The organism is Paenibacillus sp. OK076, assembly GCF_900110055.1.
In the GTDB taxonomy this organism is placed as follows: domain Bacteria; phylum Bacillota; class Bacilli; order Paenibacillales; family Paenibacillaceae; genus Paenibacillus.
The window spans coordinates 2,342,486-2,357,210 of record NZ_FOCH01000001.1; the positions used below are offsets into that span (position 1 = coordinate 2,342,486).

Here is a 14,725-nt window from a genome sequence, read left to right on the forward strand (position 1 = left end):
CTCGGCTATGTAGACAAGGTAATATAAATCCTATCCGGAGCACAAGACTGTTTATAACATGATAACGAATCAGCTTGCCGCTACAAGATCATAAAAGGAGTAGTGTGATATGGATATGGGTTTATACGGTAAAACAGCTTTGGTTACAGGATCGACGAAGGGGATCGGGAAAGCCATTGCCATTGAACTTGCCAAAGAAGGGGTTAATGTACTCATCAATGGAAGGGATGATGCAGAGGTTGAGCGTACGGTTCATGAACTGAGATCCGATTTTCCCGCTACCTCGCCTCAAAAAGCTACAGCTGATCTGGTGGATATAGGTCAAAGAGAAGCCTTATTTGAGAAATACCCCCAAATTGATATCCTAGTGAACAATATGGGAATTTATGAAATGATGCAATATGAAGATATCAGCGATGAGGTATGGGAGAAATACTTCCGTACGAATGTGCTCGCTGCAAATGCATTGTCCAAATTTTATATGCCAAAAATGTTGCAAAATGATTATGGCCGCATGATCTTTATTGCGAGTGAAGAAGCCATCATGCCTTCAGGACAAATGCCTCAGTATTGCATGACCAAATCGATGTTATTATCGTTGTCCAAAAGTTTATCGAAATTAACGGCAGGAACAGAAGTTACCGTCAATACAATCATGCCAGGACCAACCCTCTCTGAAAATGTGCAACAAATCATTGAGAGCATCTACCCTGATGAATCGATGACTTTTTTAGAAAAAGAGAAGGATTTTATGCGCAAAAACCTGCCTCAATCCGAAATTCAACGATTTATCAAGCCTAATGAGATAGGCAGATTGGCCACATTTGTATGCAGTCCGTATGCATCGGCATTCAAAGGTTCTCCAATTCGTATGGATGGGGGAATGGTGCCAACTATCTTCTAAACTTGCTTTTCACTATACAACTGAACGTAAAGAACCTTGAGCCAAGCCCAAGGTTCTTTTTTCGTTTTATATATCCATAAGCTTAATCGACTTTAACGGGAACAAAACATAACCATTCAGAAAGTCGCCTGTTGGCGGCTTTTTTTATAGTTACACAAGTATGTTTGTTTTGTTAGGAATGATGTTCTCTAACGGTATATATACAGTTTCTTCCACCTGCCAAAATATACTCTCCACGTTCAATATGCACTTGATCTCCCAGAACCGTTTTGAATAAATGCAATTCATTCTTACATAACCCGGTACATACCGCCGCAGCTTCACAGATTGGACAATGCTTTTCTATAAATAAGAGGCTACCATCGCCTTGATCCTTAATCTCGGCCATATAACCTTCATTTGTTCGAATTTCAGCCAGTTTCTCCAGCCTTTCCTTCACGCCGGATGCATCACCAATGTACTGTAGATATTGCTCTTGCATGTTCTTGTTCCGCACACTCAGCAGCTTGTCCAGTCCTTCATTTCCGAAAGCTTCTTTCATGGAATTGATCAGACTGACGGATAACTCCGAATATCCACTAGGGAAAAAACGATCAGCAGCTGGGGTTAATCTCCATAGCTTGGTTGGTCGACCCATGGGACGAGCCTCTTCTTCGAAAGTAACCAATCCTTCTTCTTTCAGTGCATTTAAGTGCTGCCTAATAGCCATTCCAGATAACGCAAATTGGGAGGAGAGTGCCACCACATCCATTCCACCCTGATGCTTAAGCAGGTTAATGATTGCTTTTCGGGTACTGGTTGAGGCATCCTTTTTCGTTTGATCCCGGCTCATGGTGAACCTCCTTTTTAAACAACTGAATCTTCATTATTCCATACATTTTAAACAAAAACATTGACAAAGTCAAAAACGAACTGTAGTTTAAACTTTGTAAAGTAAAATGTTTACTAAGTATCCGGATACGGTGTATACATAAAAATCTCTTGGAGGTCACATATCATGTCGTCCCATTCTCAAAGTATTTTCAGTCCGCGTTATTTTGCATTATCGATAGGAATTATATTGTCAGTGATGGCTGTTGGATTTGAAGGTTTGTCAGTAACGACGATTGCTCCTTCCATTGCTGGAGACCTGAACGGTCTTAACCTGTTTGGCTGGATATTCAGTACATATCTGCTTGCACAGATTATCGGCACCTTGGTTGTTGGAAGGATTATTGATAGGAGGGGACCCGCAGTACCATTTACGCTCGCACTTCTTTTGTTTATTGTCGGGCTGGTCGCAGCCGCAATGGCAGGAGATATGTATACCATGATCGCGTCACGTGCCATGCAGGGTTTGGGTGCCGGAGCTATGATGACTTGCGTGTACACGGCCATTTCCTTAAGTTATCCTGATGAATTACGTGCCAAGATACTGGGAGCATTCGGTACGGCCTACGTTCTTCCGTCCATGCTTGGTCCATATGTTGCAGGGCTTATTGCAGATTTGTGGTCATGGCGTTTTGTGTTCTGGGGGATCCTGCCGATCCTGTTGATTTCAGCACTCCTTAGCTTACCTGCGTTTACGAAATTAAAATCACAGCCAGCAAAAGGGGAGCAAGGATCTGCCGCTACATGGATGGCGCTGCTATTAACGATAGGTACGGGGACTTTATTAGTGGGACTTGGCAAGCTTCCGTCAATTATTGGATTTGTTATCGTCCTTATCGGGGGAGTACTGATGGTATACCCACTGCGCAAACTGCTGCCGGAAGGAACGCTTGCTTTGCGAAGAGGTATGCCCGCTATACTCGCTACGCGTGGACTGTTCTTCGCTGCTTATACCAGTACACAAAATTTCTTGGTATTGGCTTTAATTGAGGTGAAAGGCATTACACCTTCTCAGGCCGGTTTAATTGTAGCAAGTGCTGCACTGAGCTGGTGTGTCATTGCTTATTTGCAAGGGCGTTGGGACTCAGCAGATCAGGGCCGAGGACGTCATACACGAATTATTCTGGGTGTACTGCTGCTTGCCATTGGAATTACCATCGTATTTTGGGTTCCTGTGGTGACCGTTACCGTAGCGGTTATAGGCCAGATCATAGCTGGAATAGGCATTGGATTAGCACATCCGATTAGCGGTGTTGTGGCGTTTTCCCAAACAGGAGAGGGCGGCGTTGGTAAAACTTCGGCAAATCTGCAATTTGCAGATTCGTTTACACCGGGCGTAGTCATCGGGATCGGCGGTTCCATCCTGGTGGTGTGTCAAGCTGGGGGGATGTCATTGCAATCTGGATTAATCGTAACGATGGGTTTTCATCTGGTGTTGATTGTCTTGAGCTTGATTGCCAGTACTCGGATTACACAAGTAACAGAACAAGTAAGAACCGGGCTGCAATTGTTAGGCTGGAAAAACAAATAAACGGGGGTAAGCCAAGGAAGGTGTGTTCATGCGATGTTGACTTCGGATACCGAGAAACTTTTCACAGCCTATCGTATTATCGGGACGAAATGGACGATCCATATCCTATGTACTCTTTCGCAAGGTCCTAAGAAATTCAGCGAGATTTACGAAAATGTGCCTTCCATCTCAGAAGCGATCCTATCCAAACGATTGAAAGGTCTTCAGGATGATCAGTTGGTAAAGAGAACAGCCCTGACACATCCCATACAGATCATGTATGAACTTACACCCAAAGGGGCCGCTCTAGCTGCTTTCATACCCTGTTTGATGGACTGGTTTACTACAAATATGAATTAGCGCAAAGGAATATCCTGCATTTGCGATCATCATTTTATCCGGAGGTTTTCTGAATGAACCATGTGTTAATCCTATCCGATACGCATCACATTGTTAAAAGTTTAAGTTTGTTGATTCAAACCGAGCCGTCGTTACATGTACTGGACGCTACTCGTGATGTGATCGGTAACATGGATCATCTTCCGGATAATTCTGTGATCATCGTAGATATGAATCTGGAGAATATCAAGCTGCTTATAGAACAATTTCCCGAGAAATATCGAGTGATATTGTATAGCGGGTCTCTGGAACTTATGGATATTCCTATCCATCTGCAATCAATAGGTTGTCGTTATTTTAATGCATATACGAGTCCTGAAGAAATCATTAAGATTTTAATGGGCTGCGTTTGAAAAACAATAGGTTAGCCAAAAATACGCTCCAGGGAGGTATAACAATGATTCAAGTCAGTGAAGCAGCAGAAGAAAAAATCGTTGAAATCCTGGCAAGTGCGGATACCCAAGATTCTTTCCTCCGAGTCGGTGTGGATGAGGGTGGATGCAGTGGTCTATCCTATACCCTTATCGTAGATGAACAGCAAGCAGAAGGGGATATCATATTAGATAAAGGTCTATTTCGTATATTGGTTCACACCAATACGGTTCCATATATTGAAGGGCTTGAGATTGATTACGAAGAGAGTGGAATGTTAGGGGGATTCACCATGAATAACCCTAATGCAAAAGTTTCATGTGGATGCGGGGCCAGTTTCCGAATGGCAAATTACCGTGGTGAGGTCAAAAAATGTGATTAATTGTCAGGATGACGGCATATTTTCAACCAATATCTCATATTAAACATACAATGAAGGAGCTTTTTATTCGCCGATCGTGCAATCATGTCTTTTCAACTCAGGGAGAGAATGTCATGAATATTTTTGAAAACCACATACCTTTGGAAAAATTGAAATGGAACGAGCCATTAAAAGACCACACGTATATAAAACTGGGTGGTAAAGCAGACATACTTATCCAACCTACAACGAAAGAAGAAATTGTTAACACGGTTAACATTGCAAAAAAACATCAAATACCGCTGACGGTTATTGGAAAAGGATCAAATGTCATCATCAAAGATCAGGGCGTGCGCGGAATAACGCTTTCTTTGAGCCAATTCGATCAGATTAAAGTCTGTGGAGACAAGATTGTCGCACAGAGTGGTTCCAACATTATTGATGTGTCACGTACTGCTTTGGATAACAGCTTAACGGGTCTGGAGTTTGCATGTGGAATACCCGGAAGTACAGGTGGCGCTTTATATATGAATGCGGGAGCTTACGGTGGTCAGATGGATGAGGTCGTTGAGCGAGCGCTGGTGGTTACTAAAAATGGAGAGTTGCTTAACATGGTCCGAGATGACATGCAGCTTGGTTATCGAAACAGTATCTTCCGAGCGGATCAATACATCATACTTGAAGTCGAATTTAAGCTTAAACCAGGGAACAAGGATATCATCTCCAGTACCATGCAGGATTTAACGTTTAAACGGGAATCCAAACAACCCCTTGAATTCCCCTCTTGCGGAAGTGTATTCAAACGCCCTGAGGGACATTATGTTGGAAAACTCATTCAAGAATGCAATTTACAAGGCACTCGCATTGGGGGGGCGGAAATTTCCAAGAAGCATGCTGGTTTTATCATTAATGCAGATGACGCCACTGCTGATGATTATTTGGAATTAATCAAATTAATTAAAAAAACAGTACGTGACCAATTTAATATTGAATTGGAGACGGAAGTCATTATTTTGGGAGAGTAGGCTGCTATGAACAGTGAGCTAAGTGTTGTCATCTATATTCTGGTTCTCCTTAGTTCACATGAAAATGAGAAGCTAACCAGTACTCAGATCTCTGAAAGGATTCGGGTGAACCCGGCGAGGATACGCCGAGTCCTTAGCTCGATCAAAAAAGTGGGATATGTTAAGGCAAAGGAAGGTATTGAAGGTGGTTATGTGTTGTCCAAAGATCCGTATGAGATAACCTTGAAAGATGTGTACACCCTGGTATCTTCCAAACCGCTTCAGATTCCCAAACCATCCATGATGACAAAAGGGAATTTAACAACCGAGGTAGATATACAGCTCGCAAGCATTTTCATAGAAAGTGAACAACAGTTAATGCAGCAGTTAGAAAAAATCACCCTAGGCAGCATGCTTCATGTGATGAAGGAATGTGCGTTGGAAACCGTGGAGTCGTTTGATGATGAAGAAGAAATCATTGGAGGTTAATGTCGTGAAATTAATCGGATTGTCCGGGTCACTGATTGGATCAAAGACACCAGTGGGTGTGGATGCTGTACTCCAATTCGTTAAAAATAATCATCCCGAAGTTGAAGTGGAACTCATAGATTTAAGAGATTATAGAGAGATTGAATTTTGCGATGGTCGCAAGTTGGAGGATTATAATGAACACACCCAGTCGGTGGTCCAAAAAATGATTGATGCCGACTTTTACGTGATCGGCACACCCATTTATCAATCCTCTCTGACAGGTGTACTGAAAAATGTATTCGACCTTCTGCCTGTGCAGAGCATTTACAATAAAGTGATGGGTTTCATAGCAACCGGGGGCACCTATCAGCATTATTTGGTTGTGGAAAATCAATTAAAACCGATTGCCGGCTTTTTTCGCTCCTATGTCGCCCCAAGCTATGTATATCTGAATAGTGATCATTTTGATGCTGAGAATAACATTAAAGATATTGAAGCCCTGAGTCGGCTGGAAAAATTGGCTGAGGAATTGATCTTTATGCAGATTCAATTAAAAGCTTCATCCTGCTGAACAAGGAGTCGCCAATTTGGCGGCTTTTTTGTTTTGAAATCAATTTGAATCGTTTAACACGAGTGTAACTCTTAAGCAATTCAATGCGTTATATTCATAAAGATTATAGATACGATAACTCTCTCAAGAAATACACATCTATTAAGGTAACTAATGTAGAAACTATTACAATGGAGGGTATTATGCTCAAAACGAAAAAGAATCGACCGTTTACGAATTTGAAAGGTCAACTATTCCGATGTATCGTCGCAAGCTTTACAGCTGTGGGGCTTCTTGCTCTGGGGGGGAACGCCGTTATTCTGTCTCAAGCACATGCAGACGCACCTGATGTTTCGGTACGCAACTGGTATTCCTACATGGGGATTTCGGTACCAGAACTTAAGCCTTCCTGGACTGCAAAGGTGGACAATTATTTGAATATGAACGAACCTTATATTGGTCATCAGGCAGTAGCAGAAGAGGGTAAGGTATTCACTTTCGCTGATAGCAAACTGATCTCATTGGATGCAAAGACAGGCAAACGGCTATGGTCATACGGAAAAGGATTAAAACCCTATGTTGTTTATCATAATAACGTCATTTACGGTCTTACTGGGGAGCATAAGCCTTATGCTTTGAACGCGAAGACAGGAAAAGCAATTTGGCAATCAGGCTCATCCACCTGGATCGATACACGATATCGTACAGAAATGTTAGTTCCAACGGGCGATACGCTTTATATTATCCAAGGCAGTACAACATTTGCATTTGATATGAAGACGGGCAAGCTGAAGTGGAGGGCTGACGAGCCGCTTGGTGAAGGAAACGGTACCGACTACCTGGAGGAATCTAATGGCGTTGTGCTTCGAACCTTTTATGTACAGGGGGCACTTACGTCCATTCAACTAAATGCATATGACAAGAAGACAGGCAAAAAGTTATGGGACGATTTCGGTCAAGGAGAAGCACTTCAAATTAAAGACGGTCTCGTGTATTCGGTTGATTATCATTCTTCCAAACTGACAGAATATCAATCAAAACCGGAACGTAAAGTGAGTGTGAATGCCTATAACCTCAAGACTGGCGTACAAAAGGGGAGCCTTGAATATAACTGGAAAATGAATGGTGATCCACCGTATGACTATGGGTATGGGAGTGTATTTGCAAGCAATGGAAAGGTATACATTGAACAAGGAGATCGGGTGGCGGAATACAACTTTGACAAATATACAGCTAATGCGGATCCTCTTCGGACTTATCCGCGCCCTTTTTATAAAGAAAACGGGCTGTCGCTTGGTATCGTGCAGGAAAGGCTGATATACAAAAATGAAACAACGGGAGAACTAGCGGGTATCAAGCTGGTGAATGGACAGGAAATCAAGTGGTATGGCGACGCCCCTGTTGCTCAAATTAGCGTGTACGGCAAAGGAATGTACCGGACGCAGCGTAACGGAACAATGTTCGGGATTAATATGTTGACTGCTACACCCGTCTTTCGGGTAACCACCGGGGCAGATTTACACGAAGCGACGCTGAAGACAGATGGTATGATCATAATACAGGCGGAGGGTAAACTCCTCGGTGTAAAGCTGCCCGCATCGCTGAGATAAGCAAAGGCTGAGTTGTGTTTTCATAAAAGAAAAGAACAAAGGTAGCGGGTCTGCGATCGGCTGCCTTTGTTTATTTTTTATCTCAAAAAAACAGAATTCATACTAAAGAGGTGAAATAGCCAAAAATAATTTTTTCTCATGCGTGGCTTTTTTGCTTCCTCCGGTGTCTAATTAAATGTAAATCAAGAGGAGGTTCCCCACCATGTCAGGAGCTCATGACACGAAACCTGTTTATCCGGATGAACAGGAAAGCATCGCCATCTTTGAGAACACGTATGAGCAATATCGTCAGAGAATCAGCAAATACTTCTCACTGAAATTGAATCCATTGGTTGCAGATGATTTGACCCAACAGGTGTTTTTGAAAGCGGTCGAAAATATTCACAGTTTTAAAGGAAGCTCTAATCTATTCACCTGGATCTTTAAGATTGCTCAGAACACGGTGAAGAACGAATATCGCAGGTTATCGCGACAAAAAGAATCTCCTTATGATTTTACAGATTATGAATCGCAATCGATCTCTCTTGAATTTACGAAACATGTTGATATTCGCATTGATATTGGCTCTGCGTTACAAAAGCTGGATGAGATTGATCAGGAAATTATTGCATTACGCTTTTTCGTTGACTGCACCTTGCCCGAAATATCCAAGATTGTTGGACGACGGGAAAGTGCAGTAAAGAACAGATTGTACCGGGCTTTGGAGAAATTAAGAAAAGAACTGAAAGAGTGGGGGGATATTGCCATCATGTCTATTCAAGACCTGATTTCCATTGTAAATAAAGGTGAAAACCAAGATACGAATGATCGTACGAAGAAAGTGCATCAAGATTTGTTCGATGAGCTCAACAATAGTGTTGAACGAGTGTCGACCAAATATAAACATCATCCATCACAAAAGGTAGTTATTGAAATTTATCCTGATCTGCCAACGTTCCATCAAGCTGTCGGCGAAACAGATGCTCCGAATTGGTTTATGGGCACATATGAAGGGCGTACTCTGAAAATTGTCTCTCCATTGGAGCCGGGACCGGAGCATACGTATCAATCCATTCTGAAAGGCACAGTCCACTTGTTCTCCATGTGGCTAATCAGCGATATTAATCCTGCAGCTCCGAAATGGATCAGACAGGGCATTGGGGGATATGAAGCTAAACAGATGTCCCAAGATTTCATTAAAGGATCAACGGAAGATAATATTCGTAACCAGTCGATTCCATCTTTTGATGAATTAAATAACGATACGTGGGATTTTGAAACAATGAAAGGTTTTCAGTTCTCTTATATGATGGTGGAATTTGTGGTTGAGCGATACGGGATAGAGGCATTAAACAAACTGATTCGTAATCCTCAAGATTTTGAAGGGATCTTTCAATGTAGTGAGACTGAACTGTATGAGCAATGGGTGAAGTATATAGAAATATAATAGAAATATAATAGAAATACAACCTTATACTTTTGTTTATAGGCTCGGTGATAAATCGGGCTTTTTTTGTATTCGTAAAGTCTTGGAGCATTGAGGTAGAGGAATTCGTTCATATTTGACTTAGAGTACACTCTAAGCTGTAAACTTGAGGAAGACACATCTGGAAGGAGATTATTTTGATGAACCAGGATAACAAGTCAAAAACCTTACAACATAAAATCGGTTCCGGATTCAACCATCGCACAACAGCTGAGGAAGTATTGAGTAACACGGATCTATCCGGAAAACTTGCCATCGTCACGGGTGGATATTCCGGATTGGGTCTGGAGACTACACGTGCACTCGTTCGTGCTGGAGCCAAGGTTGTTGTAACCGCACGTCGGCCAGCCATCGCCAAAGAGGCTCTTGCAGGACTAGCTGGTGTAGAGATCGATGAAATGGACCTCGCAGATCTCACCAGTGTCCGTGCTTTTGCCGATCGTTTTCTGGCAAGCCACCGGAGTATCGACATGTTGATCCTGAATGCGGGGATTATGGCTTGTCCAGAGACTCGCGTAGGGCCGGGCTGGGAAGCACAATTTGCTACGAACCATCTTGGACATTTCACACTAACTAACTTATTATGGCCTTCACTTGTCAGCCATGGAGGAGCACGGGTTGTATCCGTTGCATCAACAGGGCATCATTTCTCACCCATTCGCTGGGACGATATGCAGTTTGAGAACGGCTATGAAAAGTTTCCTGCATATGGACAGTCCAAAACAGCAACCATTTTGTTTAGCGTTGAACTGGATAGACGTGGTGCAGATCAGGGAGTGCGTGCATTCTCTGTACATCCGGGTGGAATTCTGACGCCGCTGCAACGACATATGCCGAAAGAGGAAATGATCGCATTGGGCTGGATTGATGAGTCTGGTCAAGTTGCCAATCCAAACTTTAAAACGCCAGAGCAAGGGGCAGCAACGCAAGTATGGGCAGCGACATCTCCGCAACTTGAGGGAAAAGGTGGCGTGTATTGCGAGGATTGTGACATCAGTGAGCCAGCTCCTGCGGATGGAGCCTTCTTTGGAGTCAAGGACTATGCTATCGATCCTGAGCAAGCCCGTCGTCTATGGGAAGTTTCCGCCCAGTTGACTCAAACGGATTTACCAATCTCTTAAGATCTGTTTTCTGTTCACGAGGAAAGTCGCCTGAAATGGCGGCTTTTTTTGTGTTGGAAATGCCCTTCGTGAACAGCATCCTGTGTAAAAAATGTTTTATAATAAAGTTCAAGATTTAGAAACTTAATCATTTCAAAAGAGAAATGTAAAACGCATCGAGTCCATGGACTCAATGCGTTTATTTATATTTGAAGTCATAGATTTATTTTTCAGTATAAGATCCTAATTGTTTCTGTGAAAAAGGATGAACAGAGTTTTTGTTTCTCAGCCACATATTGCCTTTAACAATTAAAACATAGACAGCTACAACAAAATAAATGGTGCTCCACATCCAATTTACTGGTGTTAACATATTCTGTTCATAGGCACTTTTAATGTACCAGATTCCAATTGGCAAATGCAGAAATATCGCTGAAAATAATCCGGGATTATATATACTTTTTGCCTTTATATTGGCGAAGATGCCATGCCAGATAATCTGAAAAAATCCCATTAATATAGGGGCCAAACCCAACCATACAACGGAAGAGAAGAATACGGGCGGTAAATAAAACACATAGGCGATAATCAGATTAATAATCATGGCTGACTGCTGATTTAACGGATATCTTTCAGGTGTCTTACTTTGGAACAAAACTTTATTAAACAAGCCTGCAAAGTAACCCGGCCATCGATATTCTTCAAATTGGTGCAGGAGTATGGCAATAAAGCTTAACCACAAAATGCTGTTAATGCGCGGAAGTGTTCCCCAATCCAAGATGAGATAAATACATACAAGGAATGCAATGATCAATCCCAAGTCCTGCCAATGTTTTCTTAACATGTTCAACTGAATCACCTCCATCATTATTTTTTAATGAAAGTATTTTTCAAAGAGCAAGTCTATTTGTGCATCTATAGGAGCAATCTTCACAGAAGCACCTTTTTCCAGAATAGGGCTCATAAGTGCGGGGAGAAAAAGCGCCCCAAAAATTTGTGTCATCATTGTGGTCAGTCTTTCCGGTTGTTGTTCTCCAGTGATCTCTTTTAATGTATTTTGAACTTTGGGGAACCCCATTAAATTTAAAAATGAGCCGTACTCCTGTTGAGATGAGAAATCTGCTGAACCCATAAGAATAATTCTGGATAATAATTCGGGATATTCACGGATGACTTGTAAATAATCCATTAAGAATTGCTTTAATCGATCTCGGGCGGGGATGGATAATTCATCGAGTATAGCAAAGGTATGCTGAAAGCTGCTCAGAATCATTTTAATAGATTCACTGATCAGATATTCTTTGGAGCCGAAGTAATAATTAACTAGGGATACATTTGTGCCAGAGGCTTCGGCAATTTTCCGAATGGTGATGCCTTCAAATCCACTTTGTTTGGTGAACTCCAGTGTGGCCTGCATAATCTTTTCTTTTGTTTCACTTTTCTTGTCTGGTTCCATATGTAAAACCTCCAATAAAGTCATTTAAACGATGTTTTAAACAGTGTTTAAATTTATATTAGCACGATTTCCTAATATTGCAAGTCATACATTTGGATTATTGACCATTAACTAAGAAACATCATAGCGAAGCCTTTCGTTAAGGCATGTTCATTTTTTCGTGGGTGTTCTATTATGAAATGCGAAAAGGTTGATGTAACAAAAATATCTCTAAACAAAAAGCGCTATACCTGTGGTATGTTTTACGTACGTATACTGCTTTAATGTGAGAGGAGATTGTATGCCACAAGTGAAAAGAGTAATTCGGAGCAAGTGGTTTCTATGGATAACGGGTGTTGTCGGTATTTTGATCGCTGCATTTTGCGTACTATCCTTCTTCCTCGTAAATTCGGTATCGGCTGCTTTTGAAGCCGGAAGTGTTGAAGAAAAATATGCTCTGCCCGGCACGTACGAGGTAGATACGCTGGAGATCAAGGACAAACAAGGCGAGAAGCTCTACAGGGTTTATTCTCCGCAATCAACGGATGTCTTGCACCCGGTCATCGCTTGGGGCAACGGAACGGGGGCATTACCTGACAATTATGATCAGTTGTTAAGACACCTGGCCAGTTGGGGATTTATTGTCATCGATACATATAGCCAAACCACGGGTACAGGAAAAGAAATTATGGCCGCGATAGAATATATGCTCAATGAAAATGAAGTGACAGTCAGTCCGTTTTATCACAGGATTCAAAAAGATCAGGTCGGTGCGGCAGGGCATTCCCAGGGATCAACAGGTGTGATTAACGCTCATACCAATTTTGAGAACGGGGATCTCATCAAAACGGTAGTTTCGATTGCTCTGCCTGATCTGAAATATTGTGATCCAGAGGATGTGTATGATACATCAGCGCTGAAGGTGCCATTTTTTGTTATAGGGGGAACCCGAGATTTCATCATCTCCCCGTCAGATTCCAACAAATTGGCGTTTGAGAATACCAATCCGGATCTTCCGGTCTTAATGGCCATGGCTAAAGGCGCAGCACATACAGCGATAGAGCAGGATGGCGGGCAGCATAGAGGTTATCTGACAGCTTGGATGAGATATCAATTAATGAATGATTCGGACGCAAAAACGGCCTTTGTTGGAAAGCATGCTGAAATAGGAACGAATAAACATTGGAAGGATGTTACTTCCGCAAATTTACAATAGTCATGGTTCACACAGCTCGAAGGACCCTTCTGAAATGGAAGGGTCCTTCTTCGTAATTCGTAATACTCTCATTCATTGGATTACTATAAACGTTTTCAGTAAAGGAATCCTTTTTGAATCCAAATAACGGTAACTATGATTTCGCCTTTGCTGTTGACTGTCTGGGAATAAGCATCGTTGGTAACTTAACCTGAAGATACTCACTGCTTGGATTCTCCACTTGTTTCAGAATGACTCTGCCCGCTTCTCGTCCGAGTTCAAGTTCCTGCTGGACAACAGCCGTGGGAGGAATGATACAAAACTCAGGAAATTCGACATCATCGAAGAACACGACAGATAAATCTTCAGGTACAGAGATTCCCATCTGCATCGCCGCTTGAATAACATGAGGGCTGAAATTGGAGGATAGAAGGGCCGTCATTTGCGAATTTGCCTGTAAGAACTTCTGAATCATCATGATAACCTCTTCATCGCTGTCACTCATGGCCAGACGTGTCATCTGTATACTGCGATCAATCAGAATATGACGGTCCTCCAAGGCTTTCTCATACCCATGCAATCTGTCCTCAATACTTGATGTCCCCTCAGCAAGAGTGGAAATAAAGCCAATTCGCCTGTGCCCAAGCTCATGAAGATGCTTAACCGCCTGAATAGCTGCCTCATGGTTGTCCGAGCTGATGGAGTTGGTCTCAACCCCTTTTAGATTACGGTCCAGAAGGACAAGCGGAAAGCGATTTAGCGTAAGCGCAAGAATCTCATTGTTATAGTGCTCACCCTCAACGGGATAGATAATTAGTCCTCGGACGCCTGCCTGTTTCATTTCCTGGATTTTGAGAATCTCCGTCTCTTGTGAATCATTGGTTTTGGCAAATAACAATTGATAGCCATTCTCTGAAAGGATGTCTTCAATTCCACTCAGCAGATTGGCGGTAAACCGATTGTCGAGACGGGGGAGAAGGAACCCGATTGTTGGTGCTGTGAGCTGCTCTTTCACTGCTGAAGTGATGTTATGAATCTCCTCGGGGCTGTGATCGTTAACAAAGGTGCCTTTGCCTTGAAGTCGGTAGACCACTTCTTTATCGACCAGAGCAGTGAGGGCATTTTTCACCGTGATACGGCTCACACTGAATTGTTCAGCCAGTTCATTTTCGGAAGGAATTCGGCTGCCCGGTTTCCAATTTCCGCTTCGAATCTGGTCAATGATATATGTTTCGATTTTCTTGTACATTGGCTTGAAGGTTCTCACCATCGCATTTTATCTCCATTCACTATTAGTTCGTTCTAAATATATTATATTAATACAACATATACAAGTGTTAAAAATCAATAACAAGTATGTAAGACAAAAAGATTAAAATTACGAACAAATATGATGAAAAAACCTTATAAATAAACAATTTGTTAGGACTGAACCTCATTAAGTTGTATCTAAAAATAAACATTTACAAGTAAAAGTAT

16 protein-coding genes are annotated in these 14,725 nt (G+C 42.1%); 12 read left to right on the top strand and 4 right to left on the bottom strand.

Annotated elements, in window-relative coordinates:
- The first annotated feature begins 109 nt into the window (after positions 1 to 109).
- Positions 110 to 904: an SDR family NAD(P)-dependent oxidoreductase gene (locus BMY78_RS10475; RefSeq protein ID WP_090897733.1), complete on the top strand. Its 795-nt coding sequence runs from the start codon at positions 110 to 112 to the stop codon at positions 902 to 904.
- 172 nt (positions 905 to 1,076) lie between these two features.
- Here BMY78_RS10475 and BMY78_RS10480 read toward each other — a convergent pair whose 3' ends face one another.
- Positions 1,077 to 1,736 carry a helix-turn-helix transcriptional regulator gene (locus BMY78_RS10480; RefSeq protein WP_090897736.1) on the bottom strand — a complete coding sequence of 220 codons (660 nt, stop codon included), beginning with the start codon at positions 1,734 to 1,736 and terminating at the stop codon, positions 1,077 to 1,079.
- A 165-nt stretch (positions 1,737 to 1,901) separates the two neighbouring features.
- Here BMY78_RS10480 and BMY78_RS10485 point away from each other — a divergent pair, with 165 nt between their 5' ends.
- From BMY78_RS10485 to BMY78_RS10530, 10 genes are all read left to right on the top strand, one after another.
- Positions 1,902 to 3,305 carry an MFS transporter gene (locus BMY78_RS10485; protein WP_090897739.1) on the top strand — a complete coding sequence of 468 codons (1,404 nt, stop codon included), beginning with the start codon at positions 1,902 to 1,904 and terminating at the stop codon, positions 3,303 to 3,305.
- Positions 3,306 to 3,338: 33 nt separating this feature from the next.
- Complete coding sequence (locus BMY78_RS10490; protein ID WP_090897742.1) at positions 3,339 to 3,644, top strand: winged helix-turn-helix transcriptional regulator; 306 nt, start codon at positions 3,339 to 3,341, stop codon at positions 3,642 to 3,644.
- Positions 3,645 to 3,697: 53 nt separating this feature from the next.
- The gene (locus tag BMY78_RS10495; RefSeq protein WP_090897745.1) at positions 3,698 to 4,036 is read left to right on the top strand and encodes a hypothetical protein; all 339 of its coding nucleotides are present in this window, start codon (positions 3,698 to 3,700) and stop codon (positions 4,034 to 4,036) included.
- Between the two features lie 44 nt (positions 4,037 to 4,080).
- The gene (locus tag BMY78_RS10500; RefSeq protein WP_090897748.1) at positions 4,081 to 4,437 is read left to right on the top strand and encodes a HesB/IscA family protein; all 357 of its coding nucleotides are present in this window, start codon (positions 4,081 to 4,083) and stop codon (positions 4,435 to 4,437) included.
- A 113-nt stretch (positions 4,438 to 4,550) separates the two neighbouring features.
- Positions 4,551 to 5,441 carry a UDP-N-acetylmuramate dehydrogenase gene (gene murB / locus BMY78_RS10505; RefSeq protein ID WP_090897751.1) on the top strand — a complete coding sequence of 297 codons (891 nt, stop codon included), beginning with the start codon at positions 4,551 to 4,553 and terminating at the stop codon, positions 5,439 to 5,441.
- 6 nt (positions 5,442 to 5,447) lie between these two features.
- Entirely contained in the window at positions 5,448 to 5,909 is a 462-nt protein-coding gene (locus tag BMY78_RS10510) for an Rrf2 family transcriptional regulator (RefSeq protein WP_090897753.1), read from the top strand.
- A gap of 4 nt (positions 5,910 to 5,913) precedes the next feature.
- Entirely contained in the window at positions 5,914 to 6,462 is a 549-nt protein-coding gene (locus BMY78_RS10515) for an NADPH-dependent FMN reductase (RefSeq protein WP_090902294.1), read from the top strand.
- A 182-nt stretch (positions 6,463 to 6,644) separates the two neighbouring features.
- On the top strand, positions 6,645 to 8,051 hold the full coding sequence (locus BMY78_RS10520) for an outer membrane protein assembly factor BamB family protein (protein WP_090897756.1): 1,407 nt from the start codon (positions 6,645 to 6,647) through the stop codon (positions 8,049 to 8,051).
- Between the two features lie 202 nt (positions 8,052 to 8,253).
- Positions 8,254 to 9,477: an RNA polymerase sigma factor gene (locus BMY78_RS10525; protein ID WP_090897759.1), complete on the top strand. Its 1,224-nt coding sequence runs from the start codon at positions 8,254 to 8,256 to the stop codon at positions 9,475 to 9,477.
- 179 nt (positions 9,478 to 9,656) lie between these two features.
- Entirely contained in the window at positions 9,657 to 10,637 is a 981-nt protein-coding gene (locus BMY78_RS10530; RefSeq protein ID WP_090897762.1) for an SDR family NAD(P)-dependent oxidoreductase, read from the top strand.
- A gap of 202 nt (positions 10,638 to 10,839) precedes the next feature.
- On the opposite strand, the gene BMY78_RS10535 is transcribed toward BMY78_RS10530, so the two are convergent.
- Together BMY78_RS10535 and BMY78_RS10540 are read right to left on the bottom strand one after the other, a co-directional pair.
- Positions 10,840 to 11,466 carry an HXXEE domain-containing protein gene (locus tag BMY78_RS10535; RefSeq protein ID WP_090897765.1) on the bottom strand — a complete coding sequence of 209 codons (627 nt, stop codon included), beginning with the start codon at positions 11,464 to 11,466 and terminating at the stop codon, positions 10,840 to 10,842.
- A gap of 24 nt (positions 11,467 to 11,490) precedes the next feature.
- A complete protein-coding gene (locus BMY78_RS10540; RefSeq protein WP_090897767.1) occupies positions 11,491 to 12,072 on the bottom strand; it encodes a TetR/AcrR family transcriptional regulator in 582 nt (193 codons plus the stop codon).
- A gap of 280 nt (positions 12,073 to 12,352) precedes the next feature.
- Here BMY78_RS10540 and BMY78_RS10545 point away from each other — a divergent pair, with 280 nt between their 5' ends.
- Positions 12,353 to 13,267, top strand: coding sequence for a poly(ethylene terephthalate) hydrolase family protein (locus BMY78_RS10545; protein WP_177185700.1), 915 nt, complete (start codon positions 12,353 to 12,355; stop codon positions 13,265 to 13,267).
- A 133-nt stretch (positions 13,268 to 13,400) separates the two neighbouring features.
- Here the strand turns inward: BMY78_RS10545 and BMY78_RS10550 are convergent, their stop codons facing one another.
- Positions 13,401 to 14,516 (bottom strand): GntR family transcriptional regulator, encoded by a 1,116-nt coding sequence (locus BMY78_RS10550; RefSeq protein ID WP_090897770.1) that lies wholly within the window; start codon positions 14,514 to 14,516, stop codon positions 13,401 to 13,403.
- Between the last annotated feature and the right edge of the window lie 209 nt (positions 14,517 to 14,725).

Excerpts from the sequence above, each read along its gene's own strand:
- BMY78_RS10510 (WP_090897753.1), top strand. The coding sequence starts at position 5,448 with ATGAACAGTGAGCTAAGTGTTGTCATCTATATTCTGGTTCTCCTTAGT.
- BMY78_RS10495 (WP_090897745.1), top strand. The coding sequence starts at position 3,698 with ATGAACCATGTGTTAATCCTATCCGATACGCATCACATTGTTAAAAGT.
- murB (WP_090897751.1), top strand. The coding sequence starts at position 4,551 with ATGAATATTTTTGAAAACCACATACCTTTGGAAAAATTGAAATGGAAC.
- BMY78_RS10520 (WP_090897756.1), top strand. The coding sequence starts at position 6,645 with ATGCTCAAAACGAAAAAGAATCGACCGTTTACGAATTTGAAAGGTCAA.
- BMY78_RS10540 (WP_090897767.1), bottom strand. The coding sequence starts at position 12,072 with ATGGAACCAGACAAGAAAAGTGAAACAAAAGAAAAGATTATGCAGGCC.
- BMY78_RS10485 (WP_090897739.1), top strand. The coding sequence starts at position 1,902 with ATGTCGTCCCATTCTCAAAGTATTTTCAGTCCGCGTTATTTTGCATTA.
- BMY78_RS10500 (WP_090897748.1), top strand. The coding sequence starts at position 4,081 with ATGATTCAAGTCAGTGAAGCAGCAGAAGAAAAAATCGTTGAAATCCTG.
- BMY78_RS10475 (WP_090897733.1), top strand. The coding sequence starts at position 110 with ATGGATATGGGTTTATACGGTAAAACAGCTTTGGTTACAGGATCGACG.
- BMY78_RS10550 (WP_090897770.1), bottom strand. The coding sequence starts at position 14,516 with ATGGTGAGAACCTTCAAGCCAATGTACAAGAAAATCGAAACATATATC.
- BMY78_RS10490 (WP_090897742.1), top strand. The coding sequence starts at position 3,339 with ATGTTGACTTCGGATACCGAGAAACTTTTCACAGCCTATCGTATTATC.
- BMY78_RS10480 (WP_090897736.1), bottom strand. The coding sequence starts at position 1,736 with ATGAGCCGGGATCAAACGAAAAAGGATGCCTCAACCAGTACCCGAAAA.
- BMY78_RS10525 (WP_090897759.1), top strand. The coding sequence starts at position 8,254 with ATGTCAGGAGCTCATGACACGAAACCTGTTTATCCGGATGAACAGGAA.
- BMY78_RS10545 (WP_177185700.1), top strand. The coding sequence starts at position 12,353 with ATGCCACAAGTGAAAAGAGTAATTCGGAGCAAGTGGTTTCTATGGATA.
- BMY78_RS10530 (WP_090897762.1), top strand. The coding sequence starts at position 9,657 with ATGAACCAGGATAACAAGTCAAAAACCTTACAACATAAAATCGGTTCC.